This is a genomic window from Streptomyces sp. NBC_00490 (genome assembly GCF_036013645.1).
In the GTDB taxonomy this organism is placed as follows: Bacteria; Actinomycetota; Actinomycetes; order Streptomycetales; family Streptomycetaceae; genus Streptomyces; species Streptomyces canus_F.
Genome location: NZ_CP107869.1, coordinates 8,527,755 through 8,548,902, shown reverse-complemented (window position 1 = coordinate 8,548,902; position 21,148 = coordinate 8,527,755). Strand labels below are relative to the sequence as shown.

The 21,148-nt window shown below is 70.5% G+C and carries 21 protein-coding genes; 7 read left to right on the top strand and 14 right to left on the bottom strand.

Features of this window, described 5'->3' with window-relative positions:
* The first annotated feature begins 67 nt into the window (after positions 1 to 67).
* Genes OG381_RS38905 through OG381_RS38895 form a run of 3 tightly spaced genes read left to right on the top strand, consistent with a single transcriptional unit; the run spans position 68 to position 2,243 of the window.
* On the top strand, positions 68 to 1,141 hold the full coding sequence (locus OG381_RS38905) for an aromatic ring-hydroxylating dioxygenase subunit alpha (protein ID WP_307023644.1): 1,074 nt from the start codon (positions 68 to 70) through the stop codon (positions 1,139 to 1,141).
* A complete protein-coding gene (locus OG381_RS38900) occupies positions 1,138 to 1,308 on the top strand; it encodes a hypothetical protein (RefSeq protein ID WP_327720662.1) in 171 nt (56 codons plus the stop codon). Before OG381_RS38905 ends, OG381_RS38900 begins: the two co-directional genes overlap by 4 nt.
* Positions 1,305 to 2,243, top strand: coding sequence for a PDR/VanB family oxidoreductase (locus tag OG381_RS38895; protein ID WP_327720661.1), 939 nt, complete (start codon positions 1,305 to 1,307; stop codon positions 2,241 to 2,243). Before OG381_RS38900 ends, OG381_RS38895 begins: the two co-directional genes overlap by 4 nt.
* Here the strand turns inward: OG381_RS38895 and OG381_RS38890 are convergent.
* A complete protein-coding gene (locus OG381_RS38890) occupies positions 2,158 to 3,012 on the bottom strand; it encodes an IclR family transcriptional regulator domain-containing protein (RefSeq protein ID WP_327720660.1) in 855 nt (284 codons plus the stop codon). The genes OG381_RS38895 and OG381_RS38890 overlap by 86 nt on opposite strands.
* Positions 3,013 to 3,159: 147 nt before the next feature.
* Between OG381_RS38890 and OG381_RS38885 the strand changes: the two genes are divergently transcribed.
* The 4 genes from OG381_RS38885 to OG381_RS38870 are packed head-to-tail and all read left to right on the top strand — an operon-like array spanning position 3,160 to position 6,507.
* Positions 3,160 to 4,128 carry an ABC transporter substrate-binding protein gene (locus OG381_RS38885; protein WP_327720659.1) on the top strand — a complete coding sequence of 323 codons (969 nt, stop codon included), beginning with the start codon at positions 3,160 to 3,162 and terminating at the stop codon, positions 4,126 to 4,128.
* A complete protein-coding gene (locus tag OG381_RS38880) occupies positions 4,125 to 4,898 on the top strand; it encodes an ABC transporter permease (protein WP_327720658.1) in 774 nt (257 codons plus the stop codon). Before OG381_RS38885 ends, OG381_RS38880 begins: the two co-directional genes overlap by 4 nt.
* Positions 4,862 to 5,674: an ABC transporter permease gene (locus OG381_RS38875; protein WP_443061968.1), complete on the top strand. Its 813-nt coding sequence runs from the start codon at positions 4,862 to 4,864 to the stop codon at positions 5,672 to 5,674. The genes OG381_RS38880 and OG381_RS38875 overlap by 37 nt, the downstream gene beginning before the upstream one ends.
* Before the next feature lie 20 nt (positions 5,675 to 5,694).
* A complete protein-coding gene (locus OG381_RS38870) occupies positions 5,695 to 6,507 on the top strand; it encodes an ABC transporter ATP-binding protein (protein ID WP_327720656.1) in 813 nt (270 codons plus the stop codon).
* Here the strand turns inward: OG381_RS38870 and OG381_RS38865 are convergent.
* The 13 genes from OG381_RS38865 to OG381_RS38805 all read right to left on the bottom strand — a co-directional run bounded on the left by OG381_RS38865 (position 6,476) and on the right by OG381_RS38805 (position 21,094).
* Positions 6,476 to 8,617: a discoidin domain-containing protein gene (locus OG381_RS38865; protein WP_327720655.1), complete on the bottom strand. Its 2,142-nt coding sequence runs from the start codon at positions 8,615 to 8,617 to the stop codon at positions 6,476 to 6,478. The two genes, OG381_RS38870 and OG381_RS38865, sit on opposite strands and share 32 nt — an antisense overlap.
* 78 nt (positions 8,618 to 8,695) lie before the next feature.
* Positions 8,696 to 10,279 carry a glycoside hydrolase family 13 protein gene (locus OG381_RS38860; protein ID WP_327720654.1) on the bottom strand — a complete coding sequence of 528 codons (1,584 nt, stop codon included), beginning with the start codon at positions 10,277 to 10,279 and terminating at the stop codon, positions 8,696 to 8,698.
* A gap of 33 nt (positions 10,280 to 10,312) precedes the next feature.
* Positions 10,313 to 11,173, bottom strand: a complete 861-nt coding sequence (locus OG381_RS38855; RefSeq protein WP_327720653.1) for a carbohydrate ABC transporter permease — start codon at positions 11,171 to 11,173, stop codon at positions 10,313 to 10,315.
* Complete coding sequence (locus OG381_RS38850) at positions 11,170 to 12,129, bottom strand: carbohydrate ABC transporter permease (RefSeq protein ID WP_327720652.1); 960 nt, start codon at positions 12,127 to 12,129, stop codon at positions 11,170 to 11,172. Before OG381_RS38850 ends, OG381_RS38855 begins: the two co-directional genes overlap by 4 nt.
* Positions 12,130 to 12,134: 5 nt before the next feature.
* Positions 12,135 to 13,481: an ABC transporter substrate-binding protein gene (locus tag OG381_RS38845; protein WP_327720651.1), complete on the bottom strand. Its 1,347-nt coding sequence runs from the start codon at positions 13,479 to 13,481 to the stop codon at positions 12,135 to 12,137.
* A gap of 146 nt (positions 13,482 to 13,627) precedes the next feature.
* Positions 13,628 to 14,623, bottom strand: coding sequence for a LacI family DNA-binding transcriptional regulator (locus tag OG381_RS38840; RefSeq protein WP_327720650.1), 996 nt, complete (start codon positions 14,621 to 14,623; stop codon positions 13,628 to 13,630).
* 85 nt (positions 14,624 to 14,708) lie between these two features.
* Complete coding sequence (locus OG381_RS38835; protein WP_327720649.1) at positions 14,709 to 15,404, bottom strand: GntR family transcriptional regulator; 696 nt, start codon at positions 15,402 to 15,404, stop codon at positions 14,709 to 14,711.
* 97 nt (positions 15,405 to 15,501) lie between these two features.
* Positions 15,502 to 16,503, bottom strand: coding sequence for a proline racemase family protein (locus tag OG381_RS38830; RefSeq protein WP_327720648.1), 1,002 nt, complete (start codon positions 16,501 to 16,503; stop codon positions 15,502 to 15,504).
* Positions 16,504 to 16,540: 37 nt separating this feature from the next.
* Complete coding sequence (locus OG381_RS38825) at positions 16,541 to 17,446, bottom strand: dihydrodipicolinate synthase family protein (protein WP_327720647.1); 906 nt, start codon at positions 17,444 to 17,446, stop codon at positions 16,541 to 16,543.
* 45 nt (positions 17,447 to 17,491) lie between these two features.
* The gene (locus tag OG381_RS38820) at positions 17,492 to 18,883 is read right to left on the bottom strand and encodes an NAD(P)/FAD-dependent oxidoreductase (protein WP_327720646.1); all 1,392 of its coding nucleotides are present in this window, start codon (positions 18,881 to 18,883) and stop codon (positions 17,492 to 17,494) included.
* Complete coding sequence (locus OG381_RS38815; protein WP_327720645.1) at positions 18,876 to 19,178, bottom strand: (2Fe-2S)-binding protein; 303 nt, start codon at positions 19,176 to 19,178, stop codon at positions 18,876 to 18,878. Before OG381_RS38815 ends, OG381_RS38820 begins: the two co-directional genes overlap by 8 nt.
* Complete coding sequence (locus OG381_RS38810) at positions 19,175 to 20,335, bottom strand: NAD(P)/FAD-dependent oxidoreductase (RefSeq protein ID WP_327720644.1); 1,161 nt, start codon at positions 20,333 to 20,335, stop codon at positions 19,175 to 19,177. Before OG381_RS38810 ends, OG381_RS38815 begins: the two co-directional genes overlap by 4 nt.
* A 99-nt stretch (positions 20,336 to 20,434) precedes the next feature.
* Positions 20,435 to 21,094, bottom strand: a complete 660-nt coding sequence (locus OG381_RS38805; RefSeq protein WP_327720642.1) for an MmyB family transcriptional regulator — start codon at positions 21,092 to 21,094, stop codon at positions 20,435 to 20,437.
* Positions 21,095 to 21,148: the final 54 nt, after the last annotated feature.

Here is a 21,148-nt window from a genome sequence, read left to right as displayed (position 1 = left end):
TCACGAACCTGGGTCCAACCACGGCACGCGGGGCGACGGCGCCTCGCCGACAGGGACGGGAACTGCCATGCCGCACATGACCGCTTTTGCCAGGAATCAGTGGTACGTCGCCGCCTACAGCCACGAGGTGGGCCGGGAGGAACTCCTCGGCCGGACGATCCTCGGTGAGCCGCTCGTGTTCTACCGGACCGAGGAGGAGGGCACGCCCGTCGCGCTGGCCGACCGGTGTGTGCACCGCCGGTTCCCGCTGCACGAGAAGCCGAGCCGGCTCGACGGTGACCGGATCGTGTGCGGGTACCACGGGTTCACGTACGACACGACGGGCACGTGTGTGTATGTGCCGGGGCAGAAGCGCGTCCCGCGCACCGCGCGCGTCGCCTCGTACCCGATCGCCGAGCTGGACTCCCTGATCTGGGTGTGGATCGGCGACCCGGCCCTCGCCGACCCCGACACCATCCCGCGCGCCAGGCACCTGGACTCCCCCGGCTGGACGACCGTGCGCGGCATGGAGCCCATCGACGCCGACTACGGGCTCCTCGTCGACAACCTCCTCGACCTCTCCCACGAGACGTATCTGCACGGCGGCTACATCGGGACCCCCGAGGTCGCCGAGACGCCGATCACGACCGAGGTCGACGAGGGCGCGGGGATCGTGCGGGTCAGCCGGCACATGGACGATGCCGAGTGCCCGCCGTTCTACGCCAAGTCCACCGGCATAGAAGGCCGGATCACCCGCTGGCAGGACATCGAGTACAGCGCGCCCTGCCTGTATCTGCTCCACAGCCGCGTCGCCCCCGTCGGTGTGGTGCCCGAGGCGGACGGCAGCGACCCGAACGGCTTCCACACCGAGGTGACGTACGCGATCACGCCGTCCTCGGACGGCAAGGTGTACGACTTCTGGATGGTCTCGCGCGACTGGGCGACCGAGGACGACGAGGTCACCGAGTTCCTGCGGAAGAACAACCACACCGTCGTCATGCAGGACGTGGACGCGCTCAACCTGCTGCAGAAGACGCTCGGCAGCGAGCGGACGGGGTACCAGGAGCTGAGCATCAACATCGACACCGGCGGCCTGGCCGCCCGCCGTATCCTCGCCCGGCTCGTCGAGGAGGGCGCCAAGCCCGTGGAGAAGGTCCAGTGAGCACTCCGACCGGAGAGATCTACCGCATCGACTGGCTGCCCGGCACGGACGTGCTGCACGGCACCTGTCACTGCGGCCGCGAGCACACCTCGCAGGACCCGATCGAGATGTGGGAGTGGATGCTCGCCCACCCGCAAGGACACCAGCCGCGAGGAAACACCTCATGAGTGACGTGTACGAAGCCGAACTCGTCGTCGGTCGCAGGGAGTCCGCGGCCGACGGCGTGCTCGCCCTCACGCTGCGCCACCCCCTCGGCGAGGAGCTCCCGGCCTGGGAGCCCGGCGGCCACATCGACGTCGTGCTCGGCCCCGGCCTGGAACGCCAGTACTCCCTGTGCGGCGACCCGGCCGACCGCACCGAATGGCGGATCGCCGTACTGCGCGAGCCGGACGGGCGCGGCGGATCCGCCCATGTGCACGAGCAGTTGAGGCAGGGTGACAAGGTGCGGGTGCGCGGACCCCGCAATCACTTCGCCCTCGAGCCCGCGCCCCGCTACCGGTTCATCGCGGGCGGCATCGGCATCACGCCCATCCTGCCGATGCTGGCGGAAGCGGAGTCCCGGGGCGCCGAGTGGACCCTGCTGTACGGCGGGCGCACCCGCGACTCCATCGCCTTCACCGAGGAGTTGAGCCGCTACGGCGACCGGGTCACCGTGGCGCCGCAGGACGAGACCGGCCTGCTCGACCTGGCGTCGGTGCTCGACGACGTACCCGAGGGCACGCTCGTCTACTGCTGCGGCCCGGGTCCCCTGCTGGACGCGGTGGAGGCGCGCTGCCCGGCCGGGGTGCTGCGCCTGGAGCGGTTCACGCCGAAGGAGCAGGAGACCGGCGAGAACACCGAGTTCGAGGTGGAGCTGGCGCAGAGCGGCCGGACGGTGACCGTACCTGCGGACGTCTCCGTGCTGGACGCCGTGCGCGGCGCCGGGCTTGAGGTGCTCTTCTCCTGCACCGAGGGCACCTGCGGGACGTGCGAGACCGATGTCCTCGAAGGTGCCCCGGACCACCGGGACTCGGTGCTCACGGACGCGGAGCGGGAGGCCGGGGAGACGATGATGATCTGTGTGTCCCGGTGTCGGGGCAAGCGGCTCGTCCTCGACCTGTAGCCATCCGCAGGTCCCGCTCGATCGCGGCGACCGTGTCCAGCAGATGCGGCAGCAGATCACGGCGGACCGACGCCACGGTGTTGCGGCTGGCGTGCACCGGGATGTTCACCGCCGCCACCACCTCGCCGCCCCGGTCCCGCACCGGGGCGGCGACCGAGCGCAGCCCCTCCTCCAACTCCTGGTCGACGACGGCGTACCCGCGCGCCCGGACCTTGTCGAGCTCGGCGCGCAGGAGGTCCGCGTCGGTGATCGTGCGCGGTGTCAGGGAGCGGAGTTCGGCCCGCGCCAGCCACGACTCCCGTTCCGCGTCCGGCAGATGGGCGAGGATCACCCGGCCCACCGATGTGACGTACGCCGGGAAGCGTGTCCCGACGGTGATCGCGGCCGTCATGATGCGGCGGGCCGGCACCCGGGCGACATACACGATGTCGTCGCCGTCGAGGACGCACAGGGACGACGACTCCCTTGAGCGGTCGACCAGTTGCTCCAGATGCGGTTCGGCGATCTGCGCCAGCGAGAAGCCCGCGAGGTAGGAGTAGCCGAGTTCCAGCACGCGCGGCGTGAGCCGGAACGCCCGGCCGTCGGCGTGCACGTACCCCAGGTCGGCGAGTGTGAGCAGGAATCTCCGGGCCGCCGCGCGGGTCAGTCCGCAGGTGCGCGCGACCTCGGCGAGCGTCAGGACCGGGTGTTCCGCGTCGAAAGCGCGGATCACGGCGAGGCCCCGCTCGAAGGAGCGGACGAAGTGCGGGGCGCGGGCTGCTGCAGGCATCGTCGCCTCCACCTCAACAACTGTCAACAATATTGTCAGCCAAAGGCGTTGACCGCAGAGAAGGAAAACCTCTACCTTTCGCACTGTGCACCATTGTGCGCTGTGCGCACACCCTGTCGGAACAATGAAGTCTGTGCAGGAGGAGCCATGCGTCGTCTGCTCGCCGCTCTAGCGGCCGGAGCATTCCTGGTCACCGTGTCGGCCTGTGGCTCGTCCGGGGACGGTACGGGGTCGGACAAGTCGTCGTCCGGAGGCACCACCAAGGTCAAGGTCGGTGTGATCCCCATCGTCGACGTCGCCCCGCTCTATCTGGGGCAGGAGAAGGGGTTCTTCAAGAAGCAGGGTCTGGAGCTGGAGGTATCGCTCGCACAGGGCGGTGCGGCGATCGTGCCGGCCGTCGCCAGCGGCCAGTACCAGTTCGGCTTCTCCAACTCGACCTCGCTGATGGTCGCCCAGTCCAACAACGTGCCGGTGAAGGTCGTTTCCAACGGCATCGCCTCAACGGGCGTACAGGGCAAGGACTTCGGTGCCCTCACCGTGAAGGGCGACAGCCCGGTCAAGTCGGCCGACCAGCTGGAGGGCAGGAAGGTCGCCATCAACACCCTGAAGAACATCAACGAGACCGCGGTGCGCGAGTCGGTGCGCAAGGCGGGCGGCGACCCGGACAAGGTGAAGTTCGTCGAGCTCGCCTTCGACCAGATGCCGGCCGCCCTCGACAGCGGGCAGATCGACGCGGCCATGGTGGTCGAACCGGCCCTCGCGACCGTCAAGAGCCAGGGCGCCCGGGAGATCGCCTCACCCCTCGTGGACGTCGCCCCCCACCTCACCGTGGCGATGTACTTCACGTCCACGTCGTACGAACAGCAGAACGCGGCCGTCGTGAAGAAGTTCCGGACCGCCCTCGCCGAGTCGCTCGCCTACGCCGACGCCCACCCGGACGAGGCCCGCCAGGTCGTCACCACGTACACGAAGATCCCGGCGGCCGTACTGGCGAAGGTGACTCTGCCCGCATGGCCGGCCGACCCGGACCGGGCCTCCCTCGACGCGCTGCAGAAGCTCGGCCAGGACGACGGCCTCTTCAAGACGGCACCCGACCTGGACAAGCTGCTGCCGTGAGGGGACTCAACACCGCGCTCGGCGCCGCCGGACTCGCGGCCTTCCTCGCCCTGGGCGAGGCGGTGCCGCGGCTCGGTCTCGTCAAGGAGGCCTACTTCCCGCCGACCAGCCGCATCGCCGACGCCCTCGGCACCGAGCTCTCCGACGACACCTTCTGGACGGCGCTCGGCGACACCCTCACCGGCTGGGCGCTGGGCCTGGCCATCGCCTCGACGGCGGGCATCGTCCTCGGCGTCGCCATCGCGGTGGTGCCGTATCTGCGCGAGGCCACGGCCTCCACGATCGAGTTCCTGCGCCCGATCCCCTCGGTCGCCCTGATCCCCCTCGCGGTGCTGATGTACGGCACCGAACTGCGCTCGGTGCTGCTGCTCGTCGTGTACGCCTCGTTCTGGCAGGTGCTCATCCAGGTCCTGTACGGCGTCCAGGACGTCGACCCGGTCGCCGAGGAGACGGCACGCTCCTACGGTCTCGGACCCTGGGCGCGGGTCCGGCACGTCCTGTGGCCGACCGCGCTGCCGTACGTCATGACCGGCATCCGGCTGGCCGCGGCCGTCGCCCTGATCCTCGCCATCACCGCCGAACTCGTCATCGGCGCACCGGGGTTGGGCGCCCGCATCGCGGTCGCGCAGAACTCCCAGGCGGTGCCGGAGATGTACGCGCTGATCGTGGTGACCGGTGTGCTGGGGCTCCTCATCAACGTGGGCGCGCGTACCGTGGAGCGGCGGGCGCTGGCATGGCATCAGTCGGTGCGCGGGGAGGTGGCGGTGTGAAGGGCGTTCTGCTGCGGCTGTTCTTCGTGCTCGCGCTGCCGGCGCTGCTGTTCACGATCTGGTGGTTCGCGTCCGACAGCAGTACCGACGTGTTCTGGCCGCCCCTGCGGACCATTCTGCAAACCTTCCCGGACGTATGGACGGGCGAACGGTTCAAGGACGACGTGCTGCCCAGCGTGCTGCGGCTTTCGGCCGGGTATGCCGTGGCCGCCGTCGTGGGGATCGGCGTCGGCGTGGTCATCGGCTCCTACCGGCGGGTGCGGGCGGTGTGCGAGCCGGTCCTGGAGTTCCTGCGGGCGGTGCCGCCGCCGGTCCTCGTCCCGGTCATCATGCTGTTCGCGGGCATCGACCACACGATGAAGATCGTCGTGATCGCCAGCGGCTGTGTCTGGCCGGTCCTCCTCAACACGGTCGAGGGGGTGCGCGCGGTGGACTCCGTGATGGCGGAGACGGCCCGCTCGTACGGCATCACGGGCATCGCCCGCCTCAAGGACGTGGTGCTGCGCTCGGCGAGTCCGCAGATCTTCGCGGGGCTGCGGCAGGCCCTGTCGATCGGCATCATCCTCATGGTCATCAGCGAGATGTTCGCGGCCAGCGACGGCCTCGGCTTCACCGTCGTGCAGTTCCAGCGCAGTTTCGCGGTTCCCGAGATGTGGACCGGCATCCTCGTCCTCGGTCTGCTCGGATTTGTGCTCTCCGTCGTCTTCCAGCTGGTCGAGCGGCGGGTCCTCGGCTGGTACCACGGTCTGCGGGCCTCGGCCCGGCGGTCCCCGTGACGCTCACGAAAGGGCGGTCCATGCTCGACATACGCGGCCTGCAGAAGGTCTACGAGGGGTCCGGGCGCCGCGTGGAGGCGGTGCGCGACCTCACCTTCACCGTCGAGGCGGGCGAACTCGTCTGCCTGGTCGGCCCGTCGGGCTGCGGCAAGACGACGCTGCTGAAGTGCATGGGCGGCCTCCTCACGCCGACCGGCGGCGAAGTCCTGCTGGCGGGCCGGAAGGTGAACGGCCCGCCGCCCGGCATGGCGTTCGTGTTCCAGGAGTACGGGCGCAGCCTGTTCCCCTGGAAGCGGGTCGGCGAGAACGTCGAACTCCCTCTGAAACAGAAGGACTTGAGCAAGGCGCGGCGCCGGGAGCTGGTCGCCGACGCGCTGGAGTCGGTGGGACTCGCGGACGCCGCCGGGGCGTATCCCTGGCAACTGTCCGGCGGGATGCAGCAGCGGGTGGCGATCGCTCGCGCGCTGGCGTACGAGCCCGAAGTGCTGCTGATGGACGAGCCGTTCGCGGCCGTCGACGCCCAGACCCGCGCCGATCTGGAGGACCTGGTACGGCGGCTGTGGCGGGAGCGCGGCATCACCATCCTGTTCGTCACCCACGACATCGACGAGGCGGTGTACCTGGGCGAGCGGGTGATCGTGCTGTCCGCCTCCCCCACCGTCGTACAGGAGCAGCTGAAGGTCGATCTCCCGGACGAGCGCGACCAGTTGCACACACGGGTGGCCCCGCGCTTCGCCGAGCTCCGGACCCATGTGTACGAGCAGATCCAGGCGGCGAAGCGCGGGGTCCCGCAGGACACGCTCACGAAGTCGGATACACCTCCACCTCACTGAACTGCCCTGCGGGCCAACCCGTGTTGGCGCTCACGGACAGGCGCAGGTAGCGAAGGCTCGTACCGCCGGGCAGGGAGATGGTGGCCGTGTTGCCGGTGGCGGGGTCGAAGCGGTAGCCCGCGGACCCCAGGACCGTGGTGTAGGCCGAGCCATCGGTGCTGCCCAGCACCGTGACGGTCTGCGTACGCGCGCCCCACGCGGCGGAGGGCGGCAGCTTCAGCACCAGGCGCCGTACGGCCTGTGTGGAGCCCAGGTCGACGGTCCAGGACTGCGGGAAGGCGTTGTTGGTCGACTCCCAGTAGCTGTTGGCGTCGCCGTCGACCGCCTTGCCCGGCGTGTAGACGTCCTGCGACCCGGTCGCGGTGGCCGGCCGGCCCTTGGCGAGGTTACGGGTCGGATCGGGGTCCGGGTTGCCCTGGCCGGGCTGCGGCCAGGTCGAGCAGTCCGACCAGGTGCTGCTCCAGCCGGAGTTGCCGCCGCCGTCGGTGAGGCTGAAGGTCCCGGAGCTCGCCGGATAGGGGCAGTTGTAGAGGCCGGCGGCCCCGATGCCCGTCGCCGTGACGTTGCGGAAGGTGGCCGCGCCCTGGGCCTCCGCCTGCACCACGACCGTCCCCGTGTTGCGCACGGTGGCACCGTCCACGGTGACACCCCGGACCGGGTACCCCTGTCCGCCGCCGGACACGAACTCGAAGGCGCTGTACGGGCTGTCGGCGATGGTCGTGTTGGTGATGTTGATGGTCGCGTTGATGGCGCTGTCGTAGGAGTCGACGCGCAACGCGCCCATCGGATGGTTCCAGTTGGGGTTCATCGCACCGGTGCGCACCAGTGTGTTGCCGTCGACCGTGATGGTGCCGGACAGCGGGTGGAAGGGGTCGAGGAACTTCTGGTTGGAGATCGCGATGCCGCTGCCGAGGGCGTTGGTGTCGGAGATCAGGTTGTTCCTCACGGCGATGTCGGTGCCGCCGTAGATCGCGATTCCGTTGGCCAGGTTCGGCTGGCTGATGGTGTTGTTCTCGAAGCTGCTGTCGGTGTCCGGGGCGTACAGGGACCACATGGCGAGCGCGTCGTCGCCCTGGTTGCGCAGGAAGTTGTTGCGGACGCGGATGCCTCGGGCGTTGCCGTTGAGGTTGAGGCCGTCGGCCGTCATGTCGAGGAAGCGGTTGTTCTCGACGACGAGGTTGTCGTTGTTGCCCAGCAGCCAGAGGCCGACCTTGAGGTGCTGGAGCCACATGCCGGAGACGCTGGAGTTCGGGCCCAGTGATCCGTTGACGAAGTTGTCGGGGTTGGAGTCGACGCGCTCGGTGACCTCGCCGATGACGGCGAAGTTCTTGATGTGCACGCTGCCGGACGAGCTGGTCTGGTCGATGAAGCGGGAGGTGTGCACGACCGAGTGCCAGCTGCCCGCGCCTTGCAGGGTGACGTTCTGGACGCCGCTGAGCGAGGAGGTCAGCCGGTACTCGCCCGGCGGGATCCAGACGACTCCCCCTTGGGCGGACGCGATGGCGTCCCGGAAAGCCTGTGTGGAGTCGCCGTTGCCGCTCGGGTCGGCGCCCTTGGAGACGACGGACACGGACCCGGCGGGCTGTGCGGCGGCCGCGGCGACCTGCTCGAAGTCGGCCACGTCCACGGTCACTTGGGTGCCCGTGGACTGGAAGGCGACCTTGTCGCCTGCCTGGACGTTCTGGCCGAGCACCAGGCGGGCGTTGTCGTAGAAGTGGTGGGTCTTGGCGCCCGGGATCCAGGGGGTGTCGACGTAGGAGTACTTGGAGGTGACGGCGAGCGTCCGGGAGATCCGGGTGCCGTTGACGTACACGTCGAGCGTGCCCGACTGGCCGTCCGGGACGCTGTAGGCGAGGTTCACCGCGTTGGCCGCGCTCGGCACGGTGAACTCCACACGCTGCCCGGAGGTGATCCTGACGGCCTGGCGTCCCGATGCCTCCGAGGCGAGCGTGCCCTGTGTGTAGTCCGGGCCGATCTTCGAGCCGGTCGTGGTCGCGGACTCCGCCTCGACCGAGGTGAACGGAAGAGTGGCACCGGCGGCCGCGTGCGCGGTGGGGGCGGTGGCGGTGAGCAGTCCGGCGGCGAGGGCCACCACCACAGCTGCTGGCATGCCCCTGACAGTTCTCTGCATGTGCTGATCCCTTCGGAGTGGGGGTGCAAGGGGATAGCGGGGTACGTGCGGCCGGGCTCAGGCGCGGAGCCAGACCGCGGTGTCCCTCGGCAGCCTGCCGTCCGTGTGCAGTGGACCGCTGGCGAGGAGCAGTTCGGTGTGGGCGGGCAGCTCGGCGGAAGCGTCGGCCAGGTTCACCACGCACAGGGCGGTGGCGCCCCGGCTGAAGGCGAGGACGCCCTCGGGTGCCGGGAGCCAGGCGAGCGGGCCGTCGCCGAGTGCGGGGCGCAGGCGGATCGCCTCGCGGTAGAGGGCGAGCATGGAGGAGGGATCATCCTGCTGTCGGTCGACCGCATACGATGTCCAGTCGACCGGCTGCGGCAGCCACGGCGTCTCCCGCGAACCGAACCCCGCGTGCGGCGCCTCGGCCGTCCACGGCAGCGGCACCCGGCATCCGTCGCGCCCCGGATCGACGCCGCCCGACCGGAAGTACATCGGATCTTGTATGCGGTCGACGGGAACCTCCGCCTCGGGCAGCCCCAGCTCCTCCCCCTGGTACACGTAGACCGCCCCGGGCAGCGCCAGCGACAGCAGGGCGGCGGCACGGGCGCGCCGGGTGCCCAGGGTGAGGTCGGTCGGGGTGCCGAAGGCCTTGGTGGCGAAGTCGAAGCCGGTGTCCGTACGGCCGTAGCGCGTCACCGTCCGCGTGACGTCGTGGTTGCACAGGACCCAGGTCGCGGGCGCCCCCACCGGGGCGTGCTCGGCGAGCGTCTCGTCGATGGACCGGCGCAGTCGCCGCGCGTCCCAGGGGCAGGTCATGAAGGAGAAGTTGAAGGCCGTGTGCAGTTCGTCGGGGCGCAGATAGCGGGCGAAGCGTTCGGTGTCGGGGAGCCAGACCTCGCCCACGAAGATGCCGTCGTACTCGTCGGCGATCGCCCGCCAGGAGCGGTAGACGTCGTGGAGTTCGTCCCGGTCGACGTACGGGTGCGGGTCCCGTCCCTCGACGAAGTCCGGCAGACGCGGGTCCTTGACCAGGAGGGCCGCCGAGTCGATGCGGACGCCGGCGACGCCCCGCTCGAACCAGAAGCGCAGGATGTCCTCGTGCTCCTGACGGACGGCGGGGTGGGCCCAGTTGAGGTCGGGCTGTTCGGGGGCGAAGAGATGCAGATACCAGTCGCCGTCGTCGAGGCGGCTCCAGGCCGGTCCGCCGAACTGTGACTGCCAGTCGTTGGGCGGGAGTTCGCCGTCCTGACCGCGCCCGCGCCGGAAGTGGAACAGCTCGCGTCCGGGTCCGTCGGCCAGGGCGGCACGGAACCAGGCGTGCTGGTCGGAGACGTGGTTGGGGACGATGTCGACGATGACGCGGATGCCCAGTTCGCGGGCCTCGGCGATCAGTTTTTCCGCCTCGGCGAGGGTGCCGAAGGCCGGGTCGATCGCGCGGTAGTCGGCGACGTCGTAGCCGCCGTCCTTCATCGGGGACAGGTACCAGGGGCTGAACCACAGGGCGTCCACGCCGAGTTCGGCGAGGTACGGCAGCCTGGCGCGGACGCCGGCGAGGTCACCGGTGCCGTCGCCGTCGCCGTCCGCGAAGCTGCGGACGTAGACCTGGTAGATGACGGCGGAGCGCCACCACTCCGTCGGCGCATGGGTGGGCTGTCCCACGGGGCTTCCCTTTCTGTAGACGGGGTGTCGGCGTCAGCCCTTGGTGCTGCCCGCGCTGATCCCGGCGATGATGTGCCGCTGGAAGACCAGGAACAGGGCGACCATGGGGATGCTGGCGATCACCATCGCGGCGATGAGCACGGTCAGCTGGATGTTCTGGGACAGCTGGACGAGTGCCACGCTGATGGGCTGTTTGTCGGTGTCGGAGAAGACCATCAGCGGCCACAGGAAGTCCTGCCAGACGGCGACGAGCGCGAAGATCGACACCACCCCGAGGACCGGCCGGGACATCGGCAGCACGATCGACCACAGGACGCGCAGCTTTCCGGCGCCGTCGATCTCGGCGGCCTCCAGGACGTCGCGCGGGATCTGGTCGAAGAACCGCTTGAGAAGGTAGAGGTTGAAGGCGTTGGCGACGGCCGGGAGCCAGATGGCGAGCGGGTCGTTGAGCAGGCCCAGGTCGGCCACGGTCAGGTATTTCGGCACCACCAGGGCCTGCGCCGGGACCATGAGGGTGGCCAGGATGCCGCCGAGGATCACCTTGCCGAAGACGGGGTTCAGCCTGGACAGCGCGTAGGCGGCGGCCGTGCACAGGACCAGCTGGAACGCCCAGGCGCCGGCCGCCTGGACCACCGTGTTCCACAGGTGCTGGGGCAGTTGCATCAGGTCCCAGGCGTCGCGGTAGCCGTCCGGGTGCCACCGCTCCGGGAGGAGGGTGGGCGGTGTCCGCGCCACCTCGTCGGGGGACTTCACCGCGCCGGTGACCATCCAGTAGACGGGGAAGAGGAACGCGAGCGTGAAGAGCAGGACGACGCCCGTGAAGGCGGTCCAGTACAGGGCCCTGCCGCGGGGGCGGGCCAGGGTCGCCGGGGAGACGAGGGTGCGGGTGCTCACGCGGCGTCCTCCTCTCCGGAGCGGGTCAGGCGCAGATATCCGGCGGAGAAGGCCCCGAGCAGGACCAGGAGCATGACGCTCAGCGCGCAGGCGCCGCCGAAGTCGTTGTAGAGGAAGGCGTACTTGTAGATCAGGTAGAGGACGGTGACGGTGGCGTTCTCGGGGCCGCCGCCGGTGATGACGAACGGTTCGGTGAAGACCTGCATCGTCGCGATGATCTGAAGGAGCATCAGCATGAGGATGACGAAGCGGGTCTGGGGAACCGTCACGTGGCGGATGCGCTGCAGGAGGCTCGCGCCGTCCAGCTCGGCGGCTTCGTACAGCTCGCCGGGGATGGACTGGAGCGCGGCCAGGTAGATCAGGACGGTGCCGCCCATGTTGGCCCAAGTGGCCACGATGACCAGGGAGATGAGCGCGGTGTCGGCGCCGTTGGACCAGTTCGAGGTGGGCAGGTGCAGGAACCGCAGCGCCTCGTTGGCGAGGCCGGTCCCGGGGTCGTAGAACCATTTCCACAGCAGGGCGCTGACCACCGGCGGGATCATCACGGGCAGATAGACCACGACGCGGAAGAACGCCTTCGCGTGCCGCAACTCGTTGAGCAGCAGGGCCAGGACGAAGGGGATCGCGAAGCCGATGAGCAGGGCCAGCGCGGTGAAGGTGAGGGTGTTGCGCCAGGCCGCCGTGAACTCCGGGTCGTGCCACACGCGGCTGAAGTTGTCGGTGCCGACCCACTCGGGTGACGAGCCCGGCGTGTACTTCTGGAAGGCGATCACGATGGCGCGGAGCGCCGGGTACCAGGAGAAGACGGCGAAGCACAGGAGGCCGCCGAGGAGGAAGGCGTGGGCGCGGAGCTGGTCGGTGAGGCGGCGCCGCCTCCGGTCCCCTGCCGGGGGCGGCGCCTTGACCGGTCGTACGGGGATCGTCTCGACCGGTCGTCGATGGGCCGTCCTGGTCATCGGGGTCAGCCCCGGGCCAGGATGCCGTCGATCTTCGCGGAGGCGTCCTTCAGGAGCCCGTCGATGTCGGCGTCCTTCTTGGTGAGGACGGCGGAGACGGCACCGTCGAGGACGGAGTAGATCTGCTGGGCGTGCGGTGGCTCGATCTTCATGTCGAGGTCCTGGTTGCCGTCGAGGAAGGCCTGGTAGTTCTCCACCGGGACATTGGCGTTGGCCTTCTTGACCTGCTGGTCCTTGGCGTCGGCGGCGCCGGTGAACAGACGCGGTTCGGGGAGGCCGACCGGGGCGTCGCTCTTCTTGGCGCGGGCGTAGTCGCCGAGGAAGCCGTCTCCGGGGGTGAGGAACATGTGGTCGAGCCACTTCAGTCCGGCGCGGATCTGGGCGGGGCTCGCCTTCTTGCTGAACATGTAGCCGTCGCCGCCGATGAGCGTGCCCTGTCCGCCGGGCGTGGGGGCGAGGGCGAGGTCCTGGTACGCGCCGCCCTTCTCCTTCACCAGGATCGGGATGTTGTCGGGCGCGGAGAGATACATGCCGAGCTTGCCCGAACCCATCATCTGCTGGACGTCGTTGATGACGAGGAGCTGCTTGCTGCCCATCGAGTCGTCGGTCCAGCGCATGTCGTGCAGGTTCTGGAGGACGGCCCGGCCCTCGGGGGTGTCGACGGTGGCCTTCTTGCCGTCCTCGCTCACCACGTCGCCGCCCTGGGAGTACAGCTCGGCGGTGAAGTGCCAACCGCCCTGGTTCTGGGCGCTGTAGTCGGCGTAGCCGACGGTGCCGTCGCCGAGGGCGGCGATCTTCTTCGCGGCGGCCCGGAGTTCGTCCCAGCCGGCCGGGGGCCGGTCGGGGTCGAGGCCGGCCTTCTCGAAGAGGGCGCGGTTGTAGATCAAGCCCATGGAGTAGCCGGTGCGCGGGATTCCGTACACCTTGCCGTCGACCGTGTACACGTCCCTCAGCTGCTGCTGGATGGTGCCGTAGCTCTTCAACTCCTTGACGTACGGCGTCAGATCAGCGGCCTGCTTGATGTCGACGACGTGCTTGGCGTCGGTGAAGTACGTGTAGAAGACGTCCTCCATCTGTCCGCCGGCGAGTTTGGCGTCGAAGGTCTTCGGGTCCTGGCAGGGGAAGGCGTCGTGGGCGACGACGTCGATGTCCGGGTTCTGCTTCTCGAAGGCGGCGACGTCCTCCTCGAAGAACGCCCGGTCGACCTTGGCGCTCTTGGGCGGCATGCAGTTGACCGTGATGCGGGTCTTGCCGCTCCCCGAGTCGTCGTCCGACCCGCAGGCGGAGGCGGTGAGGACGAGGGAGCAGATGCTGAGCGCGACGAACGTACGGCGGAACCCGGTGCTTCTCATCGGTGGACCCCTCTGGGCATGAGCAAGGAGGGCACGGCGACGGGCGGAGCGAGCCCGCCGTGCTGGCGCCGCACACTCAAGCACCGGCGACATCTGTCCGCAAGATGCCGCGCAGAATCTGTAATTATTCGACAGCGGGATGGATCTCAGCTGCGAGGCGCTTGGGCCGTGGAACCCCGCACCACCAGTTCCGGCTCGAAGAGCAGCTCCTCCGGGGTCACGGAACCGCCGCCGATCTGTGTGTTCAGCAGTTCCACCGCTGCCCGTCCCATGGCCTCGATGGGCTGGCGGACCGTGGTCAGCGGGGGTTCCGTGCAGTTCATGAACGCGGAGTCGTCGTAGCCGACGACCGACACCTGCGCGGGCACTCCAAGTCCCTTGCGGCGGGCGGCCCGGACCGCGCCGAGGGCGAGCGGGTCGCTGGCGCAGATGATCCCGGTGACCCCCCGGTCGATCAGCCGGGAGGCGGCGGCGTGACCGCCCTCGATGGAGAACATGGCCCGGGCCACATGCTCGTCGGGCAGCTCCCCCAACGCGCGGGCCGCGGCGAGCTTGCGCGCCGACGGCACATGGTCGTCGGGTCCCAGCACCAGCCCGATGCGCTCATGACCCAGCGAGGCGAGATGGCGCCAGGCCTGCTCGACGGCGACCGTGTCGTCGCAGGACACCCCCGGAAAGCCGAGGTCGGCGATGGACGCGTTGACGAGGACGACGGGGATGTTGCGGTCGGCGAGCAGCCGGTAGTGGTCGTGCGGGGCGTCGGCCTGGGCGTACAGCCCTCCGGCGAAGACGACGCCGGAGACCTGCTGCTGGAGGAGCAGCGCCACGTAGTCCGCCTCGGAGACGCCGCCCTTGGTCTGCGTGCACAGCACCGGGGTCAGGCCGAGCTGGGCCAGCGCGCCGCCGATGACCTCGGCGAACGCCGGGAAGATCGGGTTCTGCAGCTCGGGCAGCACGAGGCCGACGAGCCGTGCTCGCTCCCCGCGCAGCTGTGTGGGCCGCTCGTAGCCGAGCACGTCCAGGGCGCTCAGCACCGCCTGCCGGGTGGTCTCGGAGACTCCGGGCTTGCCGTTGAGCACCCGGCTGACCGTGGCCTCACTGACCCCGACCTTCTTCGCCACCTCGGCAAGTCGTCGCGTCATGCGCGCAAGAATAGCGCAAGAAATGCAAGCGGCTTGCGTTCTGATGGATCGGGCTTGCGTGGTTTCCGGTGGCTCCGGAAGGCCGCTACTTGGCCGCCCACAGACCGCGGACGTGACCGAGGTGGCGTGTCATCACCGCGCGCGTCGCCTGCTCGTCGCGTGCGATCAGTGCGTCGATGAGTTCGAGGTGCTCCTCGGCGGAGGCCAGCAGCCGGCCCGCCTCGACCAGTGCGGTGAGCCCGTAGAGACGGGACCGCTTGCGGAGATCACCGACGACATCGACGAGATGGGCGTTGCCGGCGAGGGCGAGCAGGCCCAGGTGGAAGCGGGTGTCGGCCTCGACGTACGCCACGAGGTCCCCGGCCGCCGCGGCCTGCACGATCTCCCGGGCCGCCGGGCGCAGCGCCTCCAGCGAGACCGGGTCGGCGGTCCTGGCCAGCTCCGTCACCGTGGGGATCTCGATGAGCGCACGGATGTGGGTGTACTCGTCGAGCTGTCTGTCGGAGACGGCGGTGACTCGGAAGCCCTTGTTGGGGACGGTGTCGACCAGGCCCTCCTTGGCCAGGTCCAGCATCGCCTCGCGCACCGGGGTCGCCGAGACACCGAAGCGGGCGGCGAGGGTCGGCGCCGAGTACACCTCGCCGGGCAGCAGTTCACCGGCGACCAGTGCGGCCCGCAGGGCGTCGGCGACCCGTTCCCGGTAGCTGCTCTTCTTGCCGCCGAGAACGGGCAGGTCCGGGGCGGTGGCAGGGGTGGGGGCGCTGGTGCGCTGGGCAGCCATGAGGGCGGTCTCCTAGTGGTGCAATGTCACGTGACATCGTCATTATCGACCTCCCGGTGGACCTGACAGGACGCCGAGGACGGCCGCCGGGGAACGCCTAGAGGACGAACCCGGCCGGGAAGGGGTCGGTCGGGTCGAGCAGGTACTGGGCGGTGCCCGTGATCCAGGCCCGGCCGGTGAAGCTGGGCAGGACGGCGGGGATGCCGGCGACCTCGGTGGTGCCGAGGAGGCGGCCGGTGAACTGCGTCCCGATGAAGGACTCGTTCACGAACTCGGTGTCCAGGGGGAGTTCGCCGCGCGCGTGGAGCTGCGCCATGCGCGCGCTGGTGCCGGTTCCGCAGGGTGAGCGGTCGAACCAGCCGGGGTGGATCGCCATCGCGTGCCGGGAGTGCCGGGCGGTGGCGCCGGGGGCGTACAGGTGGACGTGGTGACAGCCGCGGATCGAGGGGTCCTCCGGGTGGACGGGCTCCTCCTCGGCGTTGATCGCTTCCATGAGGGCGAGGCCGGCCTGGAGGATGTCGTCCTTGCGGGAGCGGTCGAAGGGCAGCCCGAACTCCTCCAGCGGCAGGATGGCGTAGAAGTTGCCGCCGTATGCCAGGTCATATGTCACCGTGCGCCCGTCGGCGAGTGTGATCTTGCGGTCGAGGCCCACGGAGAAGGACGGCACGTTCCTGAGCGTGACCGTCTTCGCGGCGCCGTCCTCGACCTCGACCTCGGCGACGACGAGTCCCGCCGGGGTGTCGAGCCGGATGGTGGTGACCGGCTCGACGACCTCGACCATGCCGGTCTCCACCAGCACGGTGGCCACCCCGATGGTGCCGTGTCCGCACATCGGCAGATAGCCGGAGACCTCGATGTAGATGACGCCCCAGTCGCAGTCCGGGCGGGTGGGCGGCTGGAGGACGGCGCCGCTCATCGCCGCGTGGCCGCGGGGTTCGTTCATCAGGAGCTGCTTGATGTCGTCGCGGTGCTCGCGGAAGTACAGCCGCCGCTCGTTCATGGTCGCGCCGGGGATCGTGCCGATGCCGCCGGTGATCACGCGGGTGGGCATGCCCTCGGTGTGCGAGTCGACGGCGTGCAGGACGAGTTTGCTGCGCATGACGCTCCTGGTGAACCTGGGGGATCCGACGGGACGGTCAGGCGAGTCCGGCGGCGACCGCCCGCTCGGTGGCCGCGCGCACCGCGGCCTCCTGCTCGGGCAGCAGCGGGACGCGCGGCGGACGGACGGGGCCGCCGTGCCGGCCGACGATGTCCATGGACAGCTTGATGGACTGGACGAACTCGACCTTGGAGTCCCAGCGCAGCAGCGGGTGCAGCTGCTCGTAGAGCTTCTTCGCGGTGGCGAGGTCGCCCGCGACGGCCGCCCGGTAGAGCTCCACGCTCGCGCGGGGCAGCGCGTTCGGATAGCCCGCCACCCAGCCCTTGGCCCCGGCGATCGCCAGCTCCAGGAGAACGTCGTCGGCGCCGATCAACAGGTCCAGCCCGGGGGCGAGTTCGGCGATCCGGTACGCGCGGCGGACGTCGCCGGAGAACTCCTTGACCGCGTGGATGTGGCCCTCGGCGTGCAGCTCGGCCAGCAGCTCCGGGACCAGGTCGACCTTGGTGTCGATGGGGTTGTTGTACGCCACGACCGGCAGGCCCGCCTTCGCGACCTCGGCGTAGTGGGCCAGCACGGACCGCTCGTCGGCGCGGTAGGCGTTGGGTGGCAGCAGCATCACGGAGGCGCAGCCGGCGTCCCTGGCCTGCTCGGCCCAGCGGCGGGCCTCGGCGGAGCCATAGGCGGCGACACCCGGCATCACGCGCTCCCCGCCGATGGCCGCCACGGCCGTCTCGACGACCTTGGCCCGCTCCTCGGGCGTGAGGACCTGGTACTCGCCGAGGGACCCGTTCGGTACGACTCCGTCGCAGCCGTTCTCGACCAGCCAGACGCAGTGCTCGGCGAACCGGTCGTGGTTGACGGAGAGGTCGTCGTTCAGCGGGAGGGCGGTGGCGACGAGGACGCCGCGCCAGGGGCGGCCGCCGGTGTTCTCGGTGCTGGTCATCTGGGATCCCGTCTCATCAATAGGGTGTGACATTTTACTGGTGTCTCAGCCGTCCTCGGGCTCGGCGGCCAGGACACCGAGGGGCACGGGTCCGGCGAACGGCCGAAGCGTCGGCGTCAGCGCGCACCCGGCGAGCCCCGCGACCGCGGGTCCGCACATCCGTCCCTGGCACCAGCCCATCCCGGCCCGCGTCAGCAGTTTCACGGTCCGCACGTCCCCGGCGCCGAGTTCGTCGACGGCCTCCCGGATCGCTCCCCCGGTGACCTCCTCGCAGCGACAGACGACGGTGTCGTCGGTGATCTGCTCGGTCCAGTGGGCGGGCGGCAGGTACACGGCGTCGAGCGCGGCGAAGAACGCGCGCAGCCGGGTGCGGGTCCTCGCGGCCGCGGCCCATTCGCGGGCGTCGGGGTCGATGCCGCGCAGACGTGCCGCGATCGACCGGCCGGCGATGTGGCCTTCGGCGAGGGAGAGGGCGGCGCCGCCGATGCCGGTGGTCTCGCCAGCGGCCCAGACGCCGGGGACGTCGGTGCGCTGCTCGTCGTCGACGTGCACGTCCGTCCCGTCGAGCCGGCAGCCCAGCGTCTGGGCGAGGTCGGTGTGCGGGAGCATGCCGTGCCCGACGGCGAGGGTGTCGCAGGCGATACGGCGCTCGGTCCCGGACCTGACCCGCCCGTCGGCGTCGAGCGCGGCGACGGTCACCGCCTCCAGGCGCCGCGCGCCGTGCGCCTCGACGACGGTGTGGCGGGCGAGGGTGCGCACCCGGTGCCGGGCCAACCGGGCCGCGTACCGGGCGCCTTCGGCGACTTTGCCGGGCCGGGCCGCCAGGGCGCGGGTCCGCCGCACGAAGTCCTTCGGGTCGGCGGACTCGATCAGCGCGGCCACCTCCACACCGGCGGCGGCGAGCCCCGTAGCGACGGGGAGCAGCAGCGGGCCGGTGCCGGCGACCACGGCGGTGCGTCCGGACACGGCGAGGGTGCCCTTGAGCATGGCCTGGGCGCCGCCCGCTGTGACGACGCCGGGGAGGGTCCAGCCGGGGAACGGGAGGACCTTCTCGTAGCCGCCGGTGGCGAGGAGGACGGCGTCGGCGCGGACCGCGGCGGGGTGCTCCTGCTCGGGGCCGAGCAGGGCGTGCACGGTGAAGCCGGCGTCCCGCCGCTCGACGAACCACACGTGATGCTCCGTCAAGTGCCGTACATGGACCGCCTGTACGTGGGCGCGCAGGCCGTCCCTCAGTCGCTCCCAGGTGCGCCATTGGTGGTGCAGGGCCTGCGGGCGGCGAGCGCGGAGGCCCGCGGCGGGCCGACGGTAGAACTGGCCGCCGGCTTCCGCGGCCGAGTCGATCAAGGTGACGTGTACGCCCCGGGACGCGGCGGCGACGGCGGCGGCGAGTCCGGCGGGGCCCGCGCCGATCACGGCGAGGTGCGGCCGGTCAGTCATCGTGGCCCGTCCCCTCCTGCGTACGGATCGCGTCGCCCGGCCGCAACGGCACGAGGCAGGCCCGCCGGTTGGGGCGGTCGTTGACGGTCACCAGGCAGTCGAAGCAGACGCCGATGCCACAGAAGACGCCACGCGGCCGGCCCTCTGCGCGGGTGGTGCGCCAGGAGGTGACACCGGCGGCCCAGAGTGCGGCGGCGACGGTCTGCCCGGGCAGGGCCTCGATCTCGCGGCCGTCGAGGGTGACCGTGAAGGCCGGGCCCGGCCGGGCGTCGGCCAGTTCGAACGGGGATCTCACGCGGTCTCCTCCACGGGGGCGGGGAAGCGGTCGGGACGGAACGGCGTCAGGTCCAGCTCGGGCGTCCTCGCGGTCAGCGCCTGGGCGATCAACTGCCCGGTACCGGTGGCCAGTCCGATGCCCGCGCCCTCGTGGCCGCAGGCGTGGTGCAGACCGGGGACGCGCGGGTCGGGGCCGATCGCGGGGAGGTGGTCGGGCATGTACGGGCGGAATCCGAGGTAGGCGCGCATCGCCCGGACGTCCGTGAGGAACGGGAACAGCCGGGTCGCACCCGCCGCCAGGGCCCGTAGGACCGGCAGCGAGAACGACCGGTCGAAGCCGACCCGTTCACGGCTCGCGCCGATCAACACGGGCCCCGCGGCCGTCCCTTCCACGACCGGCGAGGTCTGGAGCGCGGCCGAGTCGCTGGCCACGTCGGCCACGTAGTCGGCGGCGTACACCTTGTGCCGGACCATCCGCGGGAGGGGTTCGGTGACCAGCACGAAGCCGCGCCGCGGGAGGACGGGGAGGCTGGTTCCCGCGAGCGCGGCCAGTTCGGCGCCCCAGGTGCCGGCCGCGTTGACGACCGCCGGGGTATCGATGTCGCCCCGGTCCGTGCGGACGCCGCACACCGCGCCGTCCGGTGTGAGCCGTACGTCCGTGACGGTCCGGCCGGTGAACAGCCGTGCGCCCGAGGCACGGACCAGGTGGGCGGCGGCCAGCGCGGGCATGACCTGGCAGTCCTGCGGATACAGCACCCCGCCGGGCAGACCAGGGGCGAGGTGCGGTTCGAGGTCGTACAGTCCGTCTCCTACGACGGTTTCGGCGACGACCCCGGCGGCGCGCTGGGTGCCGGCGAACCGCTCGAGCTCGGCGAGCCCGTCCGGCGTCGAGGCGACGACCACGCCACCCTTGGCCTCGTACTCGACGGCCTCCCCCACCTCCTCGGCCAGTTCCGCCCACAGGCGCCCCGACAGCAGGGCCAGGTCCAGTTCCGGGCCGGGCTCCTTGTCGGAGACGAGGAGGTTGCCCTCACCGGCCCCGGTCGTGCCGCCGGCCACCGGACCGCGGTCCACGATGATCACGTCGAGGCCCGCCCGGGCCGCGTACAGGGCGCAGGCCGCGCCCACCATCCCGGCTCCGACGACCACGACATCGCAGGTCAGTCGCTTGCTCACGGCAGTACTATGTCACATAGCTCTCTGTCTGGGAACGCCGCCACACAGCACCGCACAGAAGAAGAGAGGGTGTCCGAGGACCGGCGGGGGGCCGCGGCCTCACTCCGCCGCGGGGACCACCGTCAGGTGGGCTGCGGAACGGCGTGCGCCGCGGGACCTGGCCGTCGCGGGGCGCGCCTCGCGCAGTACCAGGGTCAGCCGGGTGTAGCCCAGCTCCCGGAGGGTGGAGGACGTCTCGTCGACGACCCGGCAGTCGGTGGCGCCCCAGCGCGGGTCGGGGTGCAGGACCGGGCGGACCCCGCCGTCGTGGGCGAAGGCCCGCTCGCCGACGGCGCGGATCCAGTGCGGCAGACCGTGCCGGTAGGCGGCCTCCATGATGGGGTCCTGGGCGATGTCCCGGCGGATCGACTGCAGCCCCTGGTCATGGCCGTGGCGCTCCACGGCGTCCGCGAAGTGGGCGAGCATCGGCAGGCACCAACTGGACTCGTGCTCACCGAGAACCGTTCCCGCGTCCGGATGGAACAGGACGAACCTGAGGAAGTTGTCGTCGGGCATGGCGGTGGGATGCGGGCCCACACCGCGGAAAAGTGTCTCGAAAGCGGTGTTCGACAACACGACGTCCCACCGGTGGTCGAGGACGACCGACGGAAAGGGGACCGCTTCGAGAAGGGTGGCGTAGTCCTGCAGATACGCCCGGGCCTCAAGACTCTCGGGGACGGGCCGCGGCTCCGGCCGCTGCCCTCCTGCCTGTTGTGCCATCGGGAGGTCACCCCTCTTGCCTATGCGGCCTTCACGCGGCGCCCTGATCCTGAT

Bases quoted from the DNA above. Each gene is read 5' to 3' on its own strand.
- OG381_RS38820 (WP_327720646.1), bottom strand. From the start codon at position 18,883: ATGACTGACCGGCCGCACCTCGCCGTGATCGGCGCGGGCCCCGCCGGA.
- OG381_RS38875 (WP_443061968.1), top strand. From the start codon at position 4,862: ATGGCATCAGTCGGTGCGCGGGGAGGTGGCGGTGTGAAGGGCGTTCTG.
- OG381_RS38825 (WP_327720647.1), bottom strand. From the start codon at position 17,446: ATGACCAGCACCGAGAACACCGGCGGCCGCCCCTGGCGCGGCGTCCTC.
- OG381_RS38830 (WP_327720648.1), bottom strand. From the start codon at position 16,503: ATGCGCAGCAAACTCGTCCTGCACGCCGTCGACTCGCACACCGAGGGC.
- OG381_RS38865 (WP_327720655.1), bottom strand. From the start codon at position 8,617: ATGCCAGCAGCTGTGGTGGTGGCCCTCGCCGCCGGACTGCTCACCGCC.
- OG381_RS38850 (WP_327720652.1), bottom strand. From the start codon at position 12,129: ATGACCAGGACGGCCCATCGACGACCGGTCGAGACGATCCCCGTACGA.
- OG381_RS38890 (WP_327720660.1), bottom strand. From the start codon at position 3,012: ATGCCTGCAGCAGCCCGCGCCCCGCACTTCGTCCGCTCCTTCGAGCGG.
- OG381_RS38805 (WP_327720642.1), bottom strand. From the start codon at position 21,094: ATGGCACAACAGGCAGGAGGGCAGCGGCCGGAGCCGCGGCCCGTCCCC.
- OG381_RS38835 (WP_327720649.1), bottom strand. From the start codon at position 15,404: ATGGCTGCCCAGCGCACCAGCGCCCCCACCCCTGCCACCGCCCCGGAC.
- OG381_RS38905 (WP_307023644.1), top strand. From the start codon at position 68: ATGCCGCACATGACCGCTTTTGCCAGGAATCAGTGGTACGTCGCCGCC.
- OG381_RS38870 (WP_327720656.1), top strand. From the start codon at position 5,695: ATGCTCGACATACGCGGCCTGCAGAAGGTCTACGAGGGGTCCGGGCGC.
- OG381_RS38845 (WP_327720651.1), bottom strand. From the start codon at position 13,481: ATGAGAAGCACCGGGTTCCGCCGTACGTTCGTCGCGCTCAGCATCTGC.
- OG381_RS38885 (WP_327720659.1), top strand. From the start codon at position 3,160: ATGCGTCGTCTGCTCGCCGCTCTAGCGGCCGGAGCATTCCTGGTCACC.
- OG381_RS38840 (WP_327720650.1), bottom strand. From the start codon at position 14,623: ATGACGCGACGACTTGCCGAGGTGGCGAAGAAGGTCGGGGTCAGTGAG.
- OG381_RS38895 (WP_327720661.1), top strand. From the start codon at position 1,305: ATGAGTGACGTGTACGAAGCCGAACTCGTCGTCGGTCGCAGGGAGTCC.